At 39.0% G+C, this 17305-nt stretch carries 18 protein-coding genes and 1 riboswitch; of the genes, 16 read left to right on the top strand and 2 right to left on the bottom strand.

Going from position 1 to position 17305, the window contains the following annotated elements:
• The first annotated feature begins 66 nt into the window (after positions 1-66).
• Both trxA and uvrC read left to right on the top strand, forming a co-directional pair.
• Positions 67-378, top strand: a complete 312-nt coding sequence (trxA, locus tag B1B04_RS20180) for a thioredoxin (RefSeq protein WP_004226420.1) — start codon at positions 67-69, stop codon at positions 376-378.
• Positions 379-532: 154 nt separating this feature from the next.
• The gene (gene uvrC, locus B1B04_RS20175; RefSeq protein WP_079563166.1) at positions 533-2329 is read left to right on the top strand and encodes an excinuclease ABC subunit UvrC; all 1797 of its coding nucleotides are present in this window, start codon (positions 533-535) and stop codon (positions 2327-2329) included.
• 152 nt (positions 2330-2481) lie between these two features.
• On the opposite strand, the gene B1B04_RS20170 is transcribed toward uvrC, so the two are convergent.
• The gene (locus tag B1B04_RS20170) at positions 2482-2733 is read right to left on the bottom strand and encodes a hypothetical protein (protein WP_079563165.1); all 252 of its coding nucleotides are present in this window, start codon (positions 2731-2733) and stop codon (positions 2482-2484) included.
• A gap of 328 nt (positions 2734-3061) precedes the next feature.
• A riboswitch (Lysine riboswitch) is annotated at positions 3062-3240 on the top strand.
• A 214-nt stretch (positions 3241-3454) separates the two neighbouring features.
• On the opposite strand from B1B04_RS20170, the gene B1B04_RS20165 reads away from it, so the two are divergent.
• A complete protein-coding gene (locus B1B04_RS20165) occupies positions 3455-4687 on the top strand; it encodes an aspartate kinase (protein ID WP_079563164.1) in 1233 nt (410 codons plus the stop codon).
• Between the two features lie 385 nt (positions 4688-5072).
• The gene (locus B1B04_RS20160; RefSeq protein WP_079563163.1) at positions 5073-6332 is read left to right on the top strand and encodes a methyl-accepting chemotaxis protein; all 1260 of its coding nucleotides are present in this window, start codon (positions 5073-5075) and stop codon (positions 6330-6332) included.
• Between the two features lie 50 nt (positions 6333-6382).
• Here B1B04_RS20160 and B1B04_RS20155 read toward each other — a convergent pair whose 3' ends face one another.
• Positions 6383-6817, bottom strand: a complete 435-nt coding sequence (locus B1B04_RS20155) for a YslB family protein (protein WP_079563162.1) — start codon at positions 6815-6817, stop codon at positions 6383-6385.
• Between the two features lie 272 nt (positions 6818-7089).
• Between B1B04_RS20155 and B1B04_RS20150 the strand changes: the two genes are divergently transcribed.
• The 12 genes from B1B04_RS20150 to B1B04_RS20095 all read left to right on the top strand — a co-directional run bounded on the left by B1B04_RS20150 (position 7090) and on the right by B1B04_RS20095 (position 17294).
• A complete protein-coding gene (locus B1B04_RS20150) occupies positions 7090-7698 on the top strand; it encodes a succinate dehydrogenase cytochrome b558 subunit (RefSeq protein WP_079563161.1) in 609 nt (202 codons plus the stop codon).
• Positions 7699-7764: 66 nt separating this feature from the next.
• Complete coding sequence (gene sdhA, locus B1B04_RS20145; protein ID WP_079563160.1) at positions 7765-9519, top strand: succinate dehydrogenase flavoprotein subunit; 1755 nt, start codon at positions 7765-7767, stop codon at positions 9517-9519.
• Between the two features lie 5 nt (positions 9520-9524).
• On the top strand, positions 9525-10304 hold the full coding sequence (gene sdhB / locus B1B04_RS20140) for a succinate dehydrogenase iron-sulfur subunit (protein ID WP_079563159.1): 780 nt from the start codon (positions 9525-9527) through the stop codon (positions 10302-10304).
• Between the two features lie 385 nt (positions 10305-10689).
• Positions 10690-11148 carry an acyl-CoA thioesterase gene (locus B1B04_RS20135; protein WP_079563158.1) on the top strand — a complete coding sequence of 153 codons (459 nt, stop codon included), beginning with the start codon at positions 10690-10692 and terminating at the stop codon, positions 11146-11148.
• A gap of 169 nt (positions 11149-11317) precedes the next feature.
• Positions 11318-11539: a helix-turn-helix domain-containing protein gene (locus B1B04_RS20130; protein ID WP_004226437.1), complete on the top strand. Its 222-nt coding sequence runs from the start codon at positions 11318-11320 to the stop codon at positions 11537-11539.
• 75 nt (positions 11540-11614) lie between these two features.
• Positions 11615-12067: a MarR family winged helix-turn-helix transcriptional regulator gene (locus B1B04_RS20125; RefSeq protein WP_053484913.1), complete on the top strand. Its 453-nt coding sequence runs from the start codon at positions 11615-11617 to the stop codon at positions 12065-12067.
• A 10-nt stretch (positions 12068-12077) separates the two neighbouring features.
• Entirely contained in the window at positions 12078-12875 is a 798-nt protein-coding gene (gene racE, locus B1B04_RS20120) for a glutamate racemase (protein ID WP_079563157.1), read from the top strand.
• 131 nt (positions 12876-13006) lie between these two features.
• Entirely contained in the window at positions 13007-13756 is a 750-nt protein-coding gene (gene rph, locus B1B04_RS20115; RefSeq protein WP_079563156.1) for a ribonuclease PH, read from the top strand.
• 1 nt (position 13757) lies between these two features.
• The gene (locus tag B1B04_RS20110; protein ID WP_079563155.1) at positions 13758-14351 is read left to right on the top strand and encodes an XTP/dITP diphosphatase; all 594 of its coding nucleotides are present in this window, start codon (positions 13758-13760) and stop codon (positions 14349-14351) included.
• Positions 14352-14363: 12 nt separating this feature from the next.
• On the top strand, positions 14364-14867 hold the full coding sequence (locus tag B1B04_RS20105) for a metallophosphoesterase (protein ID WP_079563154.1): 504 nt from the start codon (positions 14364-14366) through the stop codon (positions 14865-14867).
• A 138-nt stretch (positions 14868-15005) separates the two neighbouring features.
• The gene (locus B1B04_RS20100; RefSeq protein WP_079563153.1) at positions 15006-16466 is read left to right on the top strand and encodes a protein adenylyltransferase SelO; all 1461 of its coding nucleotides are present in this window, start codon (positions 15006-15008) and stop codon (positions 16464-16466) included.
• A 642-nt stretch (positions 16467-17108) separates the two neighbouring features.
• Positions 17109-17294, top strand: a complete 186-nt coding sequence (locus B1B04_RS20095) for a DUF2639 domain-containing protein (RefSeq protein ID WP_170939036.1) — start codon at positions 17109-17111, stop codon at positions 17292-17294.
• Positions 17295-17305: the final 11 nt, after the last annotated feature.

Here is a 17305-nt window from a genome sequence, read left to right as displayed (position 1 = left end):
ATTGTTCGCTCAAGAGAATTTATCCATGCTATACTACAAACATAGTAAGTTTAAGGAGGATTTCAAATGGCAATTGTACATGCAACAGATGCAACTTTCCAAGATGATATTAAAGAAGGGTTAGTACTAGTAGACTTTTGGGCTGCTTGGTGCGGACCTTGTAAAATGATTGGACCAGTTCTTGAAGAAATGGATGCTGCAGGTAGTGCGGCTAAAATTGTAAAAGTAGATGTAGATAACAACCAAGGTACTGCAGCGCAATACCAAATTATGTCTATCCCATCTTTATTACTTTTCAAAGACGGTGAATTAGTAGACAAAACTGTTGGTTTCCAACCAAAAGAAGCGTTAGAAGCATTTATCGCAAAACACGCTTAATCTATTAGAAAAAAAGAGTCGAGCCATCAATAGATGTGCTTGGCTTTTTTTCGTTATATAATAAAGGGAGAGCTATGGATAGGGCAATGTGGTGTGCAAAGCTCTATAAAAAGGAACGAACGCTAGTTTTAACAAAAAGGGGGGCAGGTAGGCGATGAATGATTTAATTAAACGAAAGCTTGAAATTTTACCAGATCAGCCTGGCTGCTATTTGATGAAAGATCGACAAGGTACTATTATTTATGTCGGGAAAGCAAAAGTGCTGAAAAATCGAGTACGCTCGTATTTTACTGGTACGCATGAAGGGAAAACACAGAGACTTGTAAGCGAAATAGAAGATTTTGAGTACATTGTGACATCCTCCAATATCGAGGCATTAATTTTAGAACTTAATCTTATAAAACTACATGACCCGAAATACAATGTTATGTTGACGGATGATAAAACGTATCCGTATTTAAAAATTACAAATGAAAAACATCCACGACTTATTACAACACGAAAAGTGAAAAAGGATAAGGCAAAGTATTTTGGTCCCTATCCAAATGCGTATGCAGCAAGTGAGACGAAAAAGCTGCTAGATCGTTTATATCCTCTTCGAAAATGTGTACAACTTCCTTCAAAGGTTTGTTTATATTATCACATGGGGCAATGTCTAGCTCCTTGTGTGAAAGAGATTGATGTTGACACTTACAACGATATGATTGAAGATATGACAAAATTTTTAAATGGTGGGGTTGAAGAAGTAAAAAAAGAGCTAGAGGTAAAGATGCTAGCGGCCGCAGAAAATTTAGAGTTTGAACGTGCAAAGGAATTTCGCGATCAAATTGCACATATTGATACAGTCATGCAAAAGCAAAAAATTGTATCAAGTGATACAACTAACCGCGATGTATTTGGTTATGCAGTCGAGAAGGGCTGGATGTGTGTGCAAGTTTTCTTTGTCCGTCAAGGAAAGCTCATTGAGCGAGATGTCTCGATATTTCCGATTTATCAAGAGGCAGAAGAGGAATTTTTAACGTTCGTTGGGCGCTTTTATGACAAGCTAGAGCATATCAAGCCTAAAGAAATTTTTATCCCACAATCTATTGATGCGGATATTTTAACGGAATTATTAGAAGTGAAGGTACTAACACCAAAACGTGGGCAAAAAAAAGAGCTTGTTGATTTAGCGATTAAAAATGCTGAAATTGCTGTTGCAGCGAAGTTCCAGCTTATTGAACGTCAGGAAGAACGAACAATAGGAGCATGTGAGGCGCTCGGTGAAGCTATGGGCATTTCTGTGCCTTTACGGATCGAATCTTTCGATAATAGTCATATGCATGGAACAGATGCTGTATCTGCAATGGTTGTATTTATCGATGGTAAACCTGCAAAGAAGGAGTATCGAAAATACAAAACACGTACAGCTGCTAAGCACGATGATTACGGGGCAATGCAGGAAGTGATCCGTCGTCGCTATACACGAGTATTAAAGGAAGGTCTACCGTTACCAGATTTAGTACTAATTGATGGCGGGAAGGGGCAAATGGAAGTCGCGCGGGAAGTATTAGAGGATGAGCTCGGCCTTGTCATTCCAATTGCCGGATTATCAAAAGATGACAAGCATAATACGTCTCAGCTTCTATTTGGTGATCCACCTGAAGTAATTGCATTAAAGCGCACAAGTGATGGCTTCTATTTACTGCAACGAATTCAAGACGAAGTACACCGCTTTGCTATTACTTTCTTACGACAGCAGCACGAGAAGCATGCTATCCAATCTGTTCTCGATCAAATAGAGGGAGTTGGTCCAAAGCGAAAACAGCAATTACTTAAGCATTTTGGCTCTGTCAAAAAAATTCGTGAGGCAAGTGTGCAAGCATTACAGGAAGCGGGGATGCCAGCAAGTCTAGCTAGCAATATCCACACTTATTTTCATTCAGAAGAAAACACTACATCCGAAGGGTAAGTGAGATGAATGTAGATGGAATTCCTTTTCGGTGGGTGTCCAAACGCCTGTACCTGTCACTACGCTTTCGGTACAAAAGACATTTGCTGAATGAAAATAGAGCCTCCGGCGGATCTCACGGAATCGGAAAAGAGTTCACAGGGGATGTTAGCCTAAAACCATCGCATCCGTGCGATAACGGTTAACTGACCTTCATCGATAAAAACGCCACGTCCTGTGGCATTACCGAAATGACCGACAACCTGTCGGCCCTCGTGTTGTTGCTGTCGCTTCGCTTTCGCACAGACAAAAACATGTTGCTGTCGCTTCGCTTTCGCACAGACAAAAACATGTTGCTGTCGCTTCGCTTTCGCACAGACAAAAACATGTTTGCTGTCGCTACGCTTTCGCACAGACAAAAACATGTTGCTGTCGCTACGCTTTCGCACAGACAAAAACATGTTGCTGTCGCTACGCTTTCGCACAAAAAACATCTGCAGGCCTAAGCACAAAGCCGATTTCAGACGCATTGTTTATCTGTAGCGAAAGCAAAGTCGTAGCTACAATTACGCCAAGGCGAAATTGATTTTATACAAGAGACATTGTCAAAGGATTAGACGTATGCTAAGGTTTGTATATAACATAGCTATTCAATATAGCAATGTCATACACAGCATCTTAGTTTTTAAGTAGTTTCTACTTATTAAATTGGAAATTTCTTCGCTAAGATTCAATTAAATACAATCACTTTTTAGTGATGATAGAGGTGCAAGGTTCAAGAGTAGTACATACGAGGACGAACAAGTCCAGTGAAAATGTATGAAAGGGGAACTTGCCGAAGTGGAGCATCGTTGTTTCCGATGTTGTGCTGGTTTTACATTTAAGAGATGTAAGACTGTCGATTCTAAACGTTTCGGAGAGCTATCACACATGCGCAAGTTACTTTTATTGTACATGTTATAGGCAGCTTTCACGTTATGTGAGAGCTGCCTTTTTAGATTCCTCGAAACAACATTTTTTCAAGGCTGTTACTCTTACCTAAGAGTTGAAGGGTGTTATTTGCTTTTGCGATGTTTTTTGTGAAAAGCTGCAAAATTATAGCTACTTTATAATCAGCGAAATGATTAAATACGAAGGAGAATGAAGATGGAGAGAATTGTGATGAAATTTGGTGGTGCTGCATTAGCATCATCTGAACACATTCAAGATGTTGCAAAAAAGGTGATTGCACAAAAGGAAAGTGGTTTTGATATTGTCGTTGTCACTACAGGAATGAGAGGGACGTCTAAAGAATTAGCAAAGATGGCTTGTAATCTATCAGACAATGCGTCTAAACGTGAACTAGACGTACTATTGTCAACAAGCTCACAACTATTATGTGCATTAGTGGCAATTGCTTTGCAGGAAGAAGGTTATGATGCAGTGTCATTAACAGGCTGGCAGGCAGGTATTCAAACCGATGAGGTGTATGGTAATGCACGAATTGATGGGCTAGAAGCTAGTCGAATAGAAGAGTATTTTACTCAGGGAAAAATCGTCGTCGTTGCAGGGGGACAGGGAATCAATAATTCACGGAATATTACGACGCTTGGTAAAGGTGGTGCGGAGACGACGGCTTTAGCTATTGCTGCAGCTTTAGAGGCGGAGCGCGTAGATATTTATACGAATGTGGATGGAGTTTATACAGCTGATCCAAGTCAGGTTGCTGGGGCACAAAAGTTAAAAGAAATTTCCTATGATGAAATGCTAGAGCTATCAAACTTAGGATCACAAATTTTACACCCACGGGCTGTAGAAATAGCAAAGAAGTTTCAAATCCCAGTTACCATTCGGTCAAGCGAAAAAGATACAGAAGGTACTTTATTGAAGGAGGAAGTTGAAATGGAGAAAAATTTAATTGTCCGTGGTGTTGCCTATGAGTCAGACGTTATTCGCCTCACGGTAGGGTATGATGCTTATTCTAATGCTTCGTTAGCAGATATATTCACAATACTTGCAGAAAATCGCATAAACGTTGATATAATCGTACAAGCAATAATTGATGGCTTAAAGCCGACTGTATCATTTACTATTTTAAAAGAGGAGTTCGCTGATGCATTACGTGTCCTAGAAGATAGTAAAGTATCACTAGGGTTTAGTTTTGCTGATTTTGAAATCGGTTTAGCGAAAGTTTCTATTATTGGTTCAGGAATGGCATCTAATCCGGGGGTGGCTGCCCGTATGTTTGATCGTTTACGCCGTGAAGATATCCCTGTGAAAATGGTAAGTACTTCTGAAATAAAAGTGTCTGTCGTTGTTCCTCAGGACGAAATGATTCGTGCAGCAAATGCATTACATGACGAATTTAACCTCTTTCAGCAAATGTCTCCGAAAGCGTAGCGACAGGTACAGAAATCTCCTTTAAGTCACTTTTTAGAGGGTATCCAAACATTTGCTGAAATAAAGGAACTCAGTCTAAGAACGCCACGTCCTGTGGCATTACCGAAATGACCGACATCGTGTCGGCCCTCGTGTTGCTGACGCTACGTTAGCACTGCGCTTCCGCACAAAAAACATCTGCTGGCCTAAGCTCAAAACCGATTCCGGACGCAATTATTCCGAGGCATAATTGATTTTAGAACAAGCGCTTTACATATAATATTGAATAGGATGTGTCATTAAATGGCACATCTTTTTTTGTTTACATTAATTTCATACTTTATCTAATTTTATTATTATATAATAAATTGTTACATGTTTTTCCAAGGGGAAGGTGGGAGTTAATATGGTGTTATTCGGTTTGTTTCAAAAGCCAGTGGATGAAAGCGTTGAGCAACACAACGATTTAGAAATACAAATATTAAAAAAGCGAATTCTGGAATTAGAACTTGAGCAGGACAGTATTGATGTGAAAAATGCGATTTTAGACTTTGTACTTGCACATATGAAGTTAATTAATTTTCAAACGGCTTTAAAGGTTCAAAATGTCTCAGCAAGTGTAGGGGATATTTCAGCAATGAGTGAAGAAATGTCGTCAAATACAGAAGAGATACTTGCAGTTGAGCAAAATGTTAATGCAAACATTCAAGAAATCAAACAACATTCAATACTCCTTGTAGAGGAAATGGAATCGTCCATTACAAAAGGTGAACTGGTTCAGGAGTTGCTGTCTAAAGGAGCTCATTCAACAGAGCAGTTGTATAATGAAATAACTAAAATGGATGAAATCGGAAAAGGTGTAACTGGGATTGCTGATCAAACACAACTACTATCCTTAAATGCCTCTATAGAAGCTGCACGTGCTGGTGAGCATGGAAAAGGATTTAATGTTGTTGCGATGGAGGTAGGGAAGTTAGCTAACAGCTCGAAAGGTTCATTGCAAGAAATGACGAAGATTCGATCAGTCATTGATAAGAAATTACATAATACAATAACAAATATCAAAGAAGTCGAACATTATTTAACGGACTTTTTAAGTATCATGAAGAACAATATTACTAATTTGACTGTAACAAGTAAAAATATTGAAGAAACAGCACATGGCATTGATCAAATAACAGTCGCATCAGAAGGAAATGTAATAGCTGTAGGACGTTTAGCAGAAACAACGACGGAATTATCTCATACTAGTGATTTCTCGGATATAATACAAAATCAAGTATCTGAAATGCTAAAAGTTATCGCCCCTACAATCCGTAAGCCCAAAGAGCAAACGGTAGTTAGCCAATTGGCAGCAAGGTTAATGGATCATGCAAGCTTTTTAAGAAATGCTATACAAAAGGCTGGCCATAAAGAAATTATAAAAACGCATCATGAATGTAAGTTTGGGGAATGGTATTATGGCCATTTTGAAGAATATCGGAATTTACCAGAATATCTTCATATAGAACAACCTCATGAATTAGTACATATAGCTGCACAAAAATTAGTGAATGAACTGTCAATCAAAAACTTAGAGGAAATGATTCAATACTCACTAAATATTTTAGAAGCGTTTATTTCGTTAATAGATGTACTTTTAAAAGAAAGACATGCCCTGTTATAAATATTAAAAGGATTGTCATCCATAAATTTGGAATGACAATCCTTTTCGTTTTATTCTGAAGGAACGGTGTTCATGATTCGTTCCTTGACGTCCCATTTAACTGTAAATGTAACGTTCTGTTGCTTTTCACGTTTTTCATCATAGCATTCGGTTAAGTAACCTTTTGCTTGCTGGATTTGTTCAGCTATAAATCCTGCCTCGAGTCTAAAGCTACGAAGACCGATTTGTAACAGTTCTGGATCATTTGTCAACTGGAATGTACGTCCATCCTTCGATTCCTTGACAAGCTCTAAATTACCCCAGCAGGCATCTGCGAAAAATGCGATAAGTTCATCTTGACTTTTACATGGGAACTTCCGTGCTAGGTCTTTTCCTGCCCAGTAAAGAACATCACCTTCATGTTTACCAAGAATGGAAGATAAAATATAATCGCGAATTATCTCATAGCCAAAAGCTGAGATTGTAGGTGATGAAGTGTTTAACATTTAAATCCTTCTTTCTTAGAATTTTCTTATAATTCGACACTGATAAAGTAAAGATAGATTTTTCGAGAAAAAACGATGCATCATGTACTAGATTATTACTTTAATAAGGAATACGAAAAACTCTTAGTTGCCTTGACGCTCGTAGCTCTTGAGAGTACAATAAACATGTCATAATATTGTACCATGATGAAATACACAGTCAATGAAGTATCAGTTACAAAATGATGACTTCTTTTGTTGTGATATTTTAAGTACTAAGGGGGGTAACAGTCTTGTCGAAAGATCGAGAGTTTTTATGGCGTCGCTTACATTCTCTACTTGGTATCATTCCAGTAGGTCTGTTTTTAACGATGCACCTGTTAATTAACTTTACAGCAACAGGCGGAGCAGAAAGTTACAACGCAGCTACCGCAAATATGGAAAAGATTCCATTCCTTATCCTAGTTGAATGGATTGTCATCTATATTCCATTAATGTTCCACGCATTTTATGGTGTCTTCATTGCATTCACTGCTACACCAAATACAGGACGTTTCAGCACATACCGTAACTGGATGTTCTCATTACAACGTTTCACAGGTGTATTCTTAGTGATTTTCATTGCATGGCATATTTTCCAAACTCGTATTCAAAAAGCACTTGGTGCAGAAGTTGATTACGACATGATGGCGGAGATCGTTTCTAATCCATTCATGCTTGGATTCTACATCGTTGGTATTATATCAGCAACTTTCCACTTATCTAACGGTTTATGGGCATTCTTAGTAAGCTGGGGTATTGTACAATCTCCTCAGTCTCAAAAGATTGCTACTTATGTAACAAACATTATTTTCGTAATTCTAAGTGTAGTTGGTGTGGCTGCTATTTTAGCTTTCGTTTAATTTTATAGAAGCTACTATAGAGTACATGCAATCATTGCAATTTTTTAAGAGGAGTGAGAAATAATCATGGCGAAAAGCAAAATAATTGTTGTCGGCGGCGGTTTAGCTGGTCTGATGGCAACGATTAAAGCAGCTGAAGTTGGTACTGAAGTTGATTTATTCTCATTAGTTCCTGTAAAACGCTCACACTCTGTATGTGCGCAGGGCGGAATTAATGGTGCGGTAAATACAAAAGGTGAAGGGGATTCTCCTTGGATCCACTTTGATGATACAGTATACGGTGGGGACTTCTTAGCGAACCAACCACCAGTTAAGGGTATGTGTGATGCAGCCCCTGGTATTATTCACTTAATGGACCGTATGGGTGTAATGTTCAACCGTACACCAGAAGGTCTTCTTGACTTCCGTCGTTTCGGTGGTACTTTAATGCACCGTACAGCCTTCTCAGGTGCAACAACGGGTCAGCAATTACTATACGCACTAGACGAGCAAGTTCGCTCTCACGAAGTAGCTGGTTTAGTGAACAAATATGAGCACTGGGAATTCCTTGGTGCAGTAGTCGATCCTGACGGCGTTTGTCGTGGTATCGTAGCGCAAGATATGCGTACAGAAGAAATCAAATCATTCCGTGCAGACGCTGTTATTATGGCGACTGGTGGCCCTGGTATTATCTTCGGTAAAACAACAAACTCTGTAATTAATACAGGTTCTGCTGCTTCTATCGTTTACCAACAAGGTGCTTCATACGCGAATGGTGAGTTCATTCAAATTCACCCAACAGCGATTCCTGGAGATGACAAAAACCGTCTAATGTCAGAATCAGCTCGTGGTGAAGGTGGCCGTATTTGGACTTACAAAGACGGTAAACCTTGGTACTTCCTAGAAGAAAAATATCCTGCATATGGTAACTTAGTACCACGTGATATTGCAACACGTGAAATTTTCGACGTTTGTGTAAACCAAAAACTTGGTATTAACGGCGAAAACATGGTATACCTAGATCTTTCTCATAAAGATCCGCATGAATTAGACGTTAAACTAGGTGGTATCATCGAGATCTACGAAAAATTCGTAGGGGATGACCCACGTAAATTACCAATGAAAATATTCCCGGCAGTTCACTACTCAATGGGTGGATTATGGGTAGACTATAACCAAATGACTGAAATTCCTGGTCTATTTGCAGCAGGTGAATGTGATTATTCTCAACATGGTGCAAACCGTCTTGGTGCGAACTCATTATTATCTGCTATCTATGGCGGTATGGTTGCTGGACCAAATGCAGTAGATTACGTTAAACATCTTAAAAAGCATGCTGAAGATCTTCCGCAAGAAATTTATGATGCTCGCGTAAAAGAAGAGCAAGAAAAATGGGATGCTGTCATGAAAATGGATGGCACAGAAAACGCTTACTTACTTCATAAAGAGCTTGGCGAAATGATGACAGCTACTATGACAGTAGTACGTTACAACGATCAACTTCAAGATACATTGAATAAACTTGATGAATTCCAAAAACGTTGGGAAAACATTAACATCAATGATACACAAAAATGGAGTAACCAAGGTGCTCACTTTACGCGTCAGTTGAAAAATATGATTTACCTAGCAAAAGTAATGACAAAAGGTGCATTATTACGTAACGAATCTCGTGGTGCACACTATAAACCAGATTTCCCGAACCGTGATGATGAGCAGTTCTTAAAAACTACAATGGCGAAATTTGACCCAACTACTGGTGATCCAATTATCACGTACCAAGAAGTCGACGTTTCATTAATTCCACCACGTAAACGTGATTACTCTGCGAAAGGAGACTAAGAATTATGAATATCGCAGCTAATACTGGAAGAATGGTCAAAGTTGAAATTTTACGTCAAGATACACAAGGTGGCAACGGCTACTGGCAGAAATTTGACATTCCTTACCGTCATGGTATGAACGTCATTTCTGTATTAATGGAAATTCAAAAGAACCCGGTTATGTCAAATGGTGAAAAAACAACACCAGTTGCATGGGATATGAACTGTCTTGAAGAAGTTTGTGGTGCATGTTCAATGGTTATTAATGGACGCCCACGTCAATCTTGTTCAACACTTGTTGACCAATTGACTGAGCCAATTAAACTTGAGCCTATGAAAACTTTCCCAGTTATTCGTGACTTACAAGTTGACCGTGAACGTATGTTCAATGCACTTAAAAAAGTTAAAGCATGGGTTCCAATCGATGGTACTTATGATTTAGGTGAAGGTCCACGTATGCCAGAAGGTAAACGTCAATGGGCTTATGAATTATCTAAATGTATGACTTGTGGTGTATGTATGGAAGCATGTCCAAACGTGTCTGAAAAAGCTTCATTCATCGGACCTGCACCATTATCACAAGTGCGTCTTTTCAATACTCACCCAACTGGTGCAATGATTAAAGACCAACGTTTAAATACGATCATGGGTGATGGAGGCCTTGCAAACTGCGGTAACTCACAAAACTGTGTTGCTGCTTGTCCAAAAGGTATTCCTTTAACAACATCTATCGCATCATTAAACCGTGCAACTACAGTGCAAATGTTCCGTAACTTCTTCGGTTCTGACCACTACGTTGACTAATAGTACAAGCTTTTACTCCCTTACACTCAATGTGTGAGGGAGTTTTTTTCTATGGAAATTATCAAATAAGTTTATAGATTAACTACTTGTAAATGCCCGATTTGTAAAGACTGATAAAACTCGCTCTGACTAATGTTTCGCATGATAGGAAGTTCTCAATAGGGGTATTTTTATGAAAAACTAAATATGATGATTTAAGTACAGTATAGAAAGATTTTATTGCGTAAAATAAGGGATTTTTAAATATAACGAGCTAAAATGTAAATTTTCTATGATAAAATAGTATTTTGCTTTATAATGAATGCATATTCATTTATCAATTGCTAATTCCATCTACTATTTACTGTTTGGGAAGAGGCGAATGAAAATTAGGGGGATGGCTAAGATGAAAGCAAATTATATCGGAGATTTTCAGGAATGGACTAAGGATTTTGCATTTTATATTGAGATCCGTGTACGTTTTTCAGAAACGGATATGTACGGTCATATGAATAATACAGTTAGCTTTACATATTTTGAACAGGCACGAATTGATTATTTCCGCCATTTAGGTGTTCTCATGCCATCAGCAATGGATGAGAATGTAGAGGGGATTCCGATTGTAGCTGACTTACAGTGTGATTACGTGAAGCAAGTTTTCTTTGATGATGTGCTCAGAATTTACACGAAAGTAGCGACAGTAGGGAACTCATCAATGGATATTCATTATTTAGCGAAAAATCAGCATGATGAGGTTTGCTTTACAGGTAGGGGGACGGTTGTGCAAATGAACCCTCGAACTGGGAAGAGTGTACCCTTATCTGAAGAGACAAAAACTCAGCTAGCAAGCTTGGTGATTATTTAATGATCTGTCGACGGTTGAAATTGCATTTTCCCATTGAATTTATTCTTTTATGGAAGCAATTTCCGATTTTTTTTTAGGAAACACGAGATATTAATGAAAATAGCCGTCACCGCTCCTCATTCCTTAACATAAGTTACAATACGTGCGGGGGAGGAGGGTGTAACTGAAAATGAATGGCTCTCATCATCGTTCTCTTTTAACAAACCGAGAACGTGAAATATTTGCGCTTTTATTAGCTGAAAAAACAACGAGGGATATTGCAGAGCAACTTGGTATTAGTGAAAAAACAGTGCGAAATCACATTTCCAATACAATTCAAAAGTTAGGTGTAACAAATCGATCTCAAGCGTTAATTGAGCTGTTACGCTTAGAAGAATTTAAATTAGACTAAAAGGACACTTGCTATTTTAGAAAAAAAACGACAAAATAGAACTATTCAACGTATTTTTAGGAGTGAAATAGTTATATGTCGGATGAAGTAACAAAACACTCACCTGAAACCGTTGCAACGGTTGAAAAGGAATTACGCTATATAGCGGCGATTGTGAAGCAAAAAGGAAGAGAGATTGTTTCGCAATATGCGATTACGCCGCCACAATTTGTTGCATTACAGTGGTTAGAAGAGCTTGGCGATATAACAATTGGCGACCTGTCAAATCGACTATACTTAGCTTTTAGTACAACAACAGATTTAGTGGACCGTATGGAGAAAAATGAATTAGTGAAGCGAGTGCGTGACGAAAATGATCGTCGTGTCGTTGTTGTTCATCTTCTCGAAAAGGGCGAACGTATTATTCAAGAGGTTATTGAAAAAAGACAGCAATATTTGCAAGAGAAGCTTGTTGGTTTTAACGAACAAGAAGTCGCGCAATTATCAAGCTATTTAGAAAAACTACATGTACACATGAAACAGGATTGAGGCGGAAAGTATGAATGCCCCGATAGGCGTTATTGACTCAGGAGTAGGCGGTTTAACCGTAGCAAAAGAAATAATGAAGCGATTACCAAATGAAACGATCTATTACATTGGTGATACAGCAAGATGTCCGTATGGTCCAAGAACTCGACAAGAAGTGCGGAATTTTACTTGGCAAATGGCTAAAGCACTAGAAAAAATGAATATCAAAATGCTCGTCATTGCTTGTAATACAGCGACTGCAGTAGCACTCGAAAGTTTACAAAGAAATATGCCTTTTCCGGTACTAGGCGTTATTAATGCTGGCGCACGTGCAGCTGTAAAGAAAACGAAGCGACATGAAGTCGTTGTGCTTGCAACTGAAGGAACAATTAAAAGTGGGGCGTATGAGGAAGCCTTATTATCACTGAATACGTCAACTCATATTATTCCACTTGCTTGTCCAACATTCGTACCACTTGTAGAAAGTGGCGAATATAAAGGTGAATTTGCAAATGAATTAATTGCGGAAGGCTTAAAGCCACTGAAAAATGAACAATTTGATACGGTAATACTAGGATGTACGCATTATCCAATTTTGCAAAAACAAATTGAAGCTGTTGTGGGAGAAGAAGTTTTTGTGCTATCTTCCGCAGAGGAAACAGCAAAGGATGTTCAAGAAATGCTTGCTTATAATGGCACTTTGGCTGACCCAGACACTGTGCCTGTTCATAGATTTTATGCAACGGGTTCTGTGCCAATTTTCCGTTCAATTGCTGAAAATTGGCTTGAGCAAGGTACTCTTCAAATAAAACGTATGACATTAAAATAAAAAATCAGCTTAGCTATGAGCTAGGCTGATTTTTGACGTTTTTAGCATGGTACATAGGGAATGAGCACTTTTTTGAAGATCAAAATTATGTTAAGATGAGTGCGCGAAAGTTTTTAGGAGGAACGAAAAATATGACAAGATTTGATGGAAGAAATGTAGATGCACTGCGTCCAGTGAAAATAGATAGTGAGTATTTATTGCACCCAGAAGGCTCAGTTTTAATTCAAGTAGGTAATACGAAAGTAATTTGTACAGCAACGATTGAAGATAAGGTTCCTGGTTTTTTACGTGGACAAGGCAAAGGATGGATCACTGCAGAATACTCGATGCTACCTCGTGCGACAGCACAGCGTACAGCACGCGAATCTTCTCGTGGCAAAGTCAATGGCCGCACAATGGAAATTCAACGATTAATCGGTCGTGCATTACGTGCAGTCGTGGATTTAGAAGCACTTGGTGAACGAACTGTGTGGATTGACTGTGATGTGATTCAAGCAGACGGCGGGACACGTACAGCTTCAATTACAGGAGCATTTGTAGCGATGACACAGGCAATTGCTAAGTTTGCTGAAGAAAAACAATTAAAAAAATTCCCAGTAACAGACTATTTAGCTGCAACAAGTGTTGGTATTGTAGAGGATCATGGGGCCGTTTTAGACTTGAACTATGTAGAAGATGTCGCTGCTGCTGTAGATATGAATATCGTCATGACAGGAGCAGGACGATTTGTTGAGCTTCAAGGTACAGGTGAAGAAGCAACCTTCTCTCGTGAAGAGTTAAATGAACTACTGGAGTTAGGTGAAAAGGGCATTCAACAATTGATTGCACTTCAAAAAGAGACACTAGGTGAATTAGCTAACAAAGTGGGAGGTAATGAATAACATGAAACAAGTAGTAATTGCGACAAAAAATAAAGGAAAAGCAAAAGATTTCGAAGCGTTATTTGGACCACTTGGCTATGAAGTTGTAACGATGTTTGATGTTGCCCCAGAGATGGAAATAGACGAAACAGGCACTACCTTTGAGGAAAATGCTATCCTAAAGGCAGAAACATTAGCAAAAGAGCTTGGTACAATTGTTATTGCTGATGATAGTGGCTTAGCTGTGGATGCATTAAATGGTGAACCAGGCGTGTATTCTGCACGTTATGCTGGTGATCATGATGATGAAGCAAACATGGTTAAACTACTAGAAAACTTAAAAAATGTTGAGGATGAAAAGCGTACAGCACGCTTCTGCTGTTGCATTGCTATTGCAGGGCCTGGTTTTGAGACGACAACAGTTTTTGGTACTTGTGAAGGTGTTATTGCTCACGAAAAACGTGGCACAAACGGATTTGGTTATGATCCAGTCTTCTTTGTCCCAAGCTTAAACCGCATGATGGCAGAGCTTTCAGCCGATGAAAAAGGAGCAATTTCCCACCGTGGGAATGCGATTCGTAAGTTAAAGGAACAATTACCTAATCTTATAAAATAAGAGGTGATATCCATGCAAATACTTGTCATGAGTGATACACATGGCGATAGTAATGTGATTGAAAAAGTTCGTGGCTTTTACCCAAATGTCGATGCAGTCATTCATTGTGGAGATAGTGAGCTTCCTTTCTCTCATAAAGCATTAGAGGGAATGAAGAAAGTACGAGGTAATTGTGACATTGATAAAGCTTTCCCTGATGAGGAAGTATTCGATTTAGAGGATGCTACAATCTTTGTCACACATGGCCATTTATTCAATGTTAAAACTTCTATCTTGTCTTTATCCTATCGTGCCAAAGAAGTAAACGCGCAAATTGCGTGCTTTGGTCACTCTCATGTTCTTGGGGCGGAAATGATTGATGATGTATTATTTTTAAATCCGGGGAGCTTATTAAAACCACGGGGTCGTAAAGAAAAAAGCTTTGCCCTTGTAGAGGTTGAAGATACTTATTTTGAAGTAAAGTTCTTTACGGATGATAATAGCTGTATTTCCACCCACAAGTTTATGCGAAAATGATGAAACAAAAACGCTTAAGTTATAGAAACTCTAAGCGTTTTTTGTTTTATCCCAGAATCAGTACAAATGGTAAAAATGGCTATGAATTGTTTATGATGAAGTAGAAAAAATAAATATAAACGATACGAAGGAGAAAACATGGAAAATAAAATGGGATGGAATTTTGATAATAGCTATACCCGCCTACCAAGCATTTATTATACAACAATCAATTTAAATCCAGTTTGCTCACCAAAGTTAATCATGTTAAATGAATCAGTAGCCAATTCACTTGGATTAAACAGCAATGCTCTGCAAAGCGAAGAAGCGGTAGCAATTTTTGCAGGTAACTCCAATCCGACCGGAGGCACACCCATTGCACAAGCTTATGCAGGGCATCAATTTGGTCATTTTAATATGCTAGGAGACGGAAGAGCACTGTTATTAGGTGAACAACTAACACTAGCTCATGAACGCTTTGATATCGCACTAAAAGGCTCAGGAAGAACGCCTTATTCCCGCGGAGGAGATGGCAGAGCAGCACTTGGTCCAATGCTACGTGAATATATTATGAGTGAAGCTATGTATGCACTTGGCATTCCAACTACTCGAAGTTTAGCTGTCGTGACTACAGGCGAAACGATTCTCCGCGAAACAGAGCTTCCAGGTGCAGTTTTAACGCGTATTGCAAGCAGTCATTTGCGTGTTGGAACTTTCCAATATGGAGCGAATTTTGGAACGGAGGAGGAGCTAAAAGCATTGGCAGATTATGCTTTAGAACGGCACTTTCCCAATGCTGATAAAGCTCAAAATCGTTATTTAACCCTACTACAAGAAGTTATAAAGAAACAAGCGTCTCTTATTGCAAAATGGCAGCTAGTTGGTTTTATTCACGGGGTCATGAACACAGATAATATGACCATTAGTGGGGAGACGATTGATTATGGTCCTTGCGCTTTCATGGATACTTATGATCCAGCGACAGTATTTAGCTCGATTGATCGACAAGGACGTTATGCATATGGTAACCAGCCTAATATCGGAGGATGGAATTTAACACGATTTGCCGAATCATTAATAACGTTAATCCATGAGGATGAGGAAGAAGCTATACAAGTAGCTCAAGAGGCTCTAAAGCAATATCCTCAATTGTATTATGCCAACTGGATAGCAGGTATGCGAGCAAAGCTAGGGATATTCAACGAAGAAGATCAGGACGTGGCACTTATTGAAGAACTTCTAAAGTTAATGCAACAACATCAAGCAGACTATACGAATACATTTATCGAATTAACCTTTGAAAAATTCACTGAATCAGCGTTGTTTAGTACAGAAGAATTTAAAGAATGGCATAAAAATTGGCTTGAAAGACTAGAAAGACAGCAAGAAACAAAAGACATGTCTCAGCAATTAATGCGTGAGCACAATCCAGCGGTTATTCCACGAAACCACCGAGTAGAAGAAGCATTAGAGGCTGCTGTTGAACAGGAAGACTATAGTGTAATGGAGCGATTACTAGAAGCTCTTGCTCAACCTTTTGCCCATTCTAAAGAGCAGCAGAACTACGCGACATTACCAACACCATCTAACCAACCATATCGCACGTTTTGTGGCACATAAGTTGAAAGTACAATTGCCAAGGAAATTTTTATGAGTGTTGGGGCGCTTTAATCGAAGGTATTTCTGAGCACAGATAAACAATATCGCTCAACGCATTGCTTTCGCACGAAAATGCATCTAACTGAAATTTCTTTTTATCACGATAAAATTTGAGTATATGGCAGAGGACATGCTAAGTGAAGTGGTTGATCTTCGTTACGACTGGGCGACTCCTTGGGGATTAGCGATAGAGGTACGAAGGCTAAAACCATCACATCCTGTGATAACGCCTTCGTGACCAACGTTGTGCTGTTGCTGCCGCTGCGCTTTCGCACAAACAAAAACCTCTGCTGTCGCTACGTTGCACTCACGCTTTCGCGCAAAAAACATCTGTTGGCCCGAGTCCCTGCAGCGAAGCGAAGCGGCTCATCGGACGCCCCCAGGAAGCTATGCACTGTGCGAAAGCGTAGCGATAGCAACAACAACAACAAAGCGCACGGTCGGAACGGAAATCAACCCCTCGTTTTGTAGAAGAGCCATACCTGAATATGACATTTTTATTTCATTGAAAACGAAGGATAAATTCTTCGTTTTTTATTTTTTAAAAATTGTCACTACATAAATTCCTGAGCATACGCTATGTATGAATAGTAGTGAAGGGGAATGTGTACAGTGCATAAGTATTCAAAAGGTTGGTTTGTAAAGCAACTTCGAGATCATGGTATTTTGGTGCATCCACAATTTAAAAGTCATTTAGGCAATTATAAAGAATCCGAACTGCGTAATTTATATTACCGATATGTTGAAAAAGAAACGGAAACGGAAACGTTAGATTCAGAACAAAAATAATCATGTTCGTT

The organism is Lysinibacillus sp. KCTC 33748, from assembly GCF_002237755.1.
Lineage (GTDB): Bacteria > Bacillota > Bacilli > Bacillales_A > Planococcaceae > Lysinibacillus.
Note: the sequence above shows the minus strand (reverse complement) of the source record. Positions and strands in the feature narration are given on the sequence as shown.